Source organism: Zooshikella ganghwensis DSM 15267 (assembly GCF_000428585.1).
Taxonomy (GTDB): domain Bacteria; phylum Pseudomonadota; class Gammaproteobacteria; order Pseudomonadales; family Zooshikellaceae; genus Zooshikella; species Zooshikella ganghwensis.
The window spans coordinates 1-5,260 of the sequence record NZ_AUAF01000217.1; the positions used below are offsets into that span (position 1 = coordinate 1).

Below are 5,260 nucleotides of genomic sequence, written 5' to 3' on the forward strand. Positions count from 1 at the left end.
TAGGATAATCGTTAACCAATGACGCTGAATTCGACTTAACCCAGACGATTGAAAAGAAACGGTAAGGGTGTCGTTAAGAGCCTGAACAAACGTTATCACATGGGGAATTGGGGTAATCAACACAAGTCGTCATCTAGTCGCCATTAAAGTAGAAGCACGATATACTACACTATCACTGGTCTACAGGTGTCGTGTTGATCGTTCTTTGCTAGGCGAAGAAATGGAGCCATACCTGTAGTCCAGCCTTCTGAACCTCTCTCCCTGCTAGTCAAGCATTAAAAACTTCGGAATCGAGGGCTAGCACCTAGCTGTTCATTACTCCATGTGCCTGTTGATTTAGAGCTGGAAACACAATTGGATACAAAGGTTAAACCAGGGTTAGCTTTTGCGATTCAAAAGTTACAGGAGTTATCAGCATTAGCCCTTGGCTTACGTGAAGGTGAAGCACAAATTGCTGATCAGCTTGCGATCTCTGATCAGGGGCTTCAAGCTCGAGAGCTTGCGGTGCGTCCTGTAGTGCAGAAGCGTTTGTCTGCGCTAACAGCTCAAGCGGAACAACGCTCACAACCCTACGCTGAGCGTGCTAAAGTGCAACGGGCAGTGCTGCAACTACCCTTGTTACCAACCACCACAATTGGCTCATTCCCTCAAACTTCTGCAATACGTCAGTTGCGGGCAAAGTTTCGCAAAGGTGATATCGATTTAACCCAATATCACCAGTCATTACAAAAAGAAATTCAATTTGTTATTCAAAAACAGGAAGCGCTGGATCTTGATGTTTTAGTGCATGGTGAGCCAGAACGAACAGACATGGTGGAATATTTTGCTGAGCAATTAGCTGGTTTTGTTACCACACAATATGGTTGGGTACAAAGTTACGGCTCGCGTTGTGTACGTCCACCGATTGTTATTGGTGATGTAGAACGGCAACAACCAATGACGGCAGGCTGGAGTGCTTTCGCTCAGTCTTTATCTAACAAGCCTGTGAAAGGTATGCTGACAGGACCAGTGACTATTCTCCAGTGGTCTTATCCGCGTGATGATGTGGCTCCTGAAGTCAGTGCATTTCAGATTGCGCTTGCGCTCCGTGATGAAGTGGCGGATTTGGAAAAAGCAGGTATTCACATTGTACAAATTGATGAGCCTGCATTCAGAGAAGGGGTGCCTTTACAAAAAGCGGCACAAGCCCATTATTTACATTGGGCAACACGTGCCTTCCGTATCGCTTCTGCCGGCGCTAAGCCCACTACACAAATTCATACGCACATGTGTTATAGCGATTTCAATAGTATTATTGAGCATATCGCAGCAATGGATGCGGATGTGATTACGATTGAAAGCACTCGCGCCAAAATGCAACTATTGGCGGCTTTTGAAGCCTTTAGTTATCCTAATGAAATTGGGCCTGGAGTATACGACATTCATTCACCCAGTGTGCCTACAGCAGATGATATTGTTAAGCTCTTGCAGGCGGCAATGAAATATATTCCTGTTGAACGACTCTGGGTTAACCCTGATTGTGGGTTGAAAACTCGCAATTGGGAGGAGTGTGAGCTTGCTTTAGCGGCAATGGTGAACGCTGCTAAGCAGCTGCGTCAGTCGATTGCTTCGACGCCAGTAGGCAAGCAAGCTGAGTTAGCCCACTAACAGCATAAAGATGAAGATGCTTAATACTAAAATTTAATCGTGAAGGGGAGAGCTATACAGATCTGGTTGTATAAATAAAGTGGACCCGATAAAATGGCTGTATCTATATACAGTAAGGAGAATGTCCACCTTATGCAGCAACAATGGCAAGATGTAACCAGTGCTTTGCCTCCTCCATCCAGCCGGGTTGACCTTGTTGTTGATCCGGCTTTTTCATGTTCAATTGTTCGTGGCTACTTTAAAAAAGATAATGAGTTTTATGTGTTTGATGGTTTGAAAATTACTCACTATGTACGTAAGTGGCGGTTAATTGATGAAGATTTACAGCTACAACAAATCGCATCCTAAGCATTTGTTAGAAAGGGAATAGGACTTTAGTGTAGAATCCCTCATGTTTCAAACAAATAAATGAGTGGATTTATGTAAGTCTGCAATGATGCGCTTAAGTAAGTCCACATGTAATGAGTCAGTTGTGGACTAAGATATGGCGATTAAAACAGCAATTGTCGGGTATGGTTATTCTGCAAAAACATTTCATATTCCCTTTCTGATAAACAGTGAATATTTTGAGCTGGTTGCCATTAAGAGCAGTAAGCCTGATGAGATCAATAAAGAATTACCTGGTGTTCAAGTTTATTCTGAAGTAAATGAGCTGCTAAAAAGTTCTGATGCTGAATTAGTGATAATTACTGCACCAAGTCAATATCACTATGAGTTGGCAACATCATGTCTTCAAGCCAAAAAGCATGTGGTTATCGAAAAGCCGATGGTGTCAGAAATTGCACAAGGGCAGTCGTTAGTAAAACTTGCTGAGCAACAGGGTGTTATTTGCTCTGTGTATCATAACCGGCGTTGGGATGGTGATTTTCTCACGGTTAAGAAGCTGATTAGCAGTGGTAAGTTAGGTGCGGTACGTTATGTGGAATCCCATTATGACCGGTTCCGCCCACTGGTGAGAGACCGTTGGCGTGAGCAACCAGGTCCAGGCACAGGTATTTGGTTTGATTTGGGGTCACATTTATTGGATCAGGCACTGTGTTTATTTGGTTTGCCCCAAGCAATAACCGCTCGGTGTATTCCTCTGCGAGATAACTCTACGACAACTGACTTTTTTCATGTGTTATTACACTATCCTCAGTTAGAAATGGTATTGCATGGCAGTCCTTATTCTGCAGCCCCCAATATTCGTTTTCAAATTCAGGGCACCAAAGGTTCCTTTATTAAATTAGGTTTAGACCCGCAGGAAGAACAGCTTAAAGCTGGGGTAAAACCTCTGGAAAGCCCAGGAGTTATGAATTCGAAATGGGGTAAGGATAATATTGAGCAATATGGTGTTTTGTACACTGAAGAACAGCAAGAAGTCATCACAACTGAAGATGGTTGTTACCAAAATTATTATCAAGCCATTGCCGATGCGATTTTAAAAGGCCATGATGTACCTGTTACTGCACAAGAAGGACTGGATGTCATTAAACTTTTAGCGCTAGCAGTTTTAAGTAGCGATCAAGGTAAAACCTTATCAGTTGATGATTTTTTCAAATAATATTTATATTGGTTATATTTTCTAACAGGCGAAGGATTCGCCTTTCTAATGTAGGCTAAAAAGGACTTTTTTATGGCTAAACGTATCCTTGTTGTAGGAGGGGGGATTGGGGGAACAATGACAGCTAATAGCTTGGTTGTTAAGTTTTACCCTGAGATTTTGGCAGGTAGTGTTGAGATAATGATGTTATCTAACTCTCCATGGCATGAATACAAACCTGCCAATATGTATGTTGCCTTTAATGCATATCATCCTCATGAATTAAGACGTAAACAATGTTCATTATTGCGCCCTGAAATAGAGTTTTCAGTGGATGAAGTGATAGCGTTTGAGTTTAATAAAAACCATGTCGTTTGCCAGAGTGGTAAACAATATGAATATGAATACCTTGTGATTGCAACTGGTTGCGTACCTTCACCTGAGCGTATTGAAGGGCTAAAAGAAGCCGGTGACCATTTTTACCAAACAGCACCGGCCAAACAACTTGCAGAAAAACTACGTTCCATTAAAGAAGGTCGTATTTTTATTACGGTGACTTTTCCAGAAACCCCAAATGTACCTCATCAATGTGGCATTGCACCAATCGAAACTACGCTGATGCTTGATGAATATTTACGTAAGCGTGGAGTACGAGATCAAATTGAAATCATTTACAGTTATCCAACAGTTGCACAGCTGCTACGAAATTGTCTTTTTTTACAAAAACCTACCTGTGATGTATTACCAACGATTTTTGATAATAAAAATATTAAGTATCAACGCAGCTTTACCCTGGATAAAGTAGATCCTGAAGCAAAAGTGGCATACTCAAAAGAAGGCGCTAAACAAGAATTTGATATTCTAATGGCGACCCCGCCCATTCGAGCGGTAGATGCAGTCATTCAATCAGGTGTATCACAAGCTGCAAATAATGAAGGCTGGCTGCCCACAGATCATGAAACATTAAAAATGTATGGTGCAGATAATGTATATGTGTTGGGTGATACTGTTGATTTACCTGTGAGTAAAGCAGGTGGGAGCTGTCATAACCAGTCGCCCGTAGTAGTAGAAAATATTGCTTCAGAAATGCGCCGAGGTTATACCTCTGCTATTTATGATGGAAAGGTACAGGCTGTTGCGCAAATGGGGTTGGATGCAGGTATGCCTCTTTGGTATGACTATCGTAGTGATGTACAAGTAGCCCCTCCGACAAAGTTGGGAGGATTAATGCGTAAAACCTTTAACCGTGGAATTTATTGGGCTGTTGCCCGTGGTTTGGTTTAACGCAGTCATTTTTACAAGGAGGTATGTACATGACCGTTGAAGCAAAAAACACTGATTTACCAAATCGTGATAATGAATCTCACACAGGAAAAGTAGAAAACATTGATACTGCGGGCTTGGATAAAATTATCGAAAAAATTTCACCATTAGCTGAAGTGGGAAGGTTTGATAATATTGTTGATCTGTTATCTTTGATTTCTGATAATATTGAATTTCTGGATGAAGCTATGCTGGAAAAACTAAGTAAAACAGGTGAAGATCTTTTAGCGCTTAGTTGGACTACAGGAAACGCAATTCGCATGGCTAATGCAAATACAGAAAAACTACAGGAACCACCGCGCTTATTTCAACTTATTCGAGCAATAAATGACCCTGAAGTACGGCGAGCCTTGCACTTTATTATCGAATTTATGCGAATTATTGGCAGACAAATGAAAACAGTGGATTAGTCAATATTTTACTTATGCAAAGCATGAATAAATTTGTGTTTCAAACAGTAGAAGACCATACTTGGTCTCTACTGCTTACGGTGTTCCCCAGGGCAATCGCATATAAAAATACAACAAAATCAGTATAATAGGATGATTAGCAACTGACTTAGAGCATCACATTGGAAAAAAATAATACAATTGCAGATCATTTTAGTCACTTAGACGACCCTCGAGTTGAACGCCATCGTCGTCATACGTTGGTTGATATCATTACTATTACGATTTGTGCTGCGTTGTGTGGAGCAGATGATTGGGTTGCTATTGAGCGATTTGGTAAGGCCAAGGAAGCATGGTTTCAAGGCTTTCTAGAATTGCC

5 protein-coding genes and 1 pseudogene are annotated in these 5,260 nt (G+C 41.4%); all 6 read left to right on the forward strand.

Annotated features, from left to right (window positions below; genetic code table 11):
• Window positions 1-309: 309 nt before the first annotated feature.
• Window positions 310-1,647, forward strand: a pseudogene (gene metE / locus F607_RS31595) (5-methyltetrahydropteroyltriglutamate--homocysteine S-methyltransferase); the annotation flags it as partial.
• A 132-nt stretch (window positions 1,648-1,779) separates the two neighbouring features.
• Entirely contained in the window at window positions 1,780-1,995 is a 216-nt protein-coding gene (locus tag F607_RS0124260) for a hypothetical protein (RefSeq protein ID WP_027710120.1), read from the forward strand.
• A gap of 136 nt (window positions 1,996-2,131) precedes the next feature.
• Window positions 2,132-3,190, forward strand: a complete 1,059-nt coding sequence (locus tag F607_RS0124265) for an oxidoreductase (protein ID WP_027710121.1) — start codon at window positions 2,132-2,134, stop codon at window positions 3,188-3,190.
• A 72-nt stretch (window positions 3,191-3,262) separates the two neighbouring features.
• Window positions 3,263-4,453: an NAD(P)/FAD-dependent oxidoreductase gene (locus tag F607_RS0124270; RefSeq protein WP_027710122.1), complete on the forward strand. Its 1,191-nt coding sequence runs from the start codon at window positions 3,263-3,265 to the stop codon at window positions 4,451-4,453.
• A gap of 29 nt (window positions 4,454-4,482) precedes the next feature.
• Window positions 4,483-4,902: a helical membrane plugin domain-containing protein gene (locus F607_RS0124275; RefSeq protein WP_027710123.1), complete on the forward strand. Its 420-nt coding sequence runs from the start codon at window positions 4,483-4,485 to the stop codon at window positions 4,900-4,902.
• Window positions 4,903-5,063: 161 nt separating this feature from the next.
• On the forward strand, window positions 5,064-5,260 hold a 197-nt coding region (locus F607_RS0124280), incomplete at its 3' end, for a transposase family protein (RefSeq protein WP_027710124.1).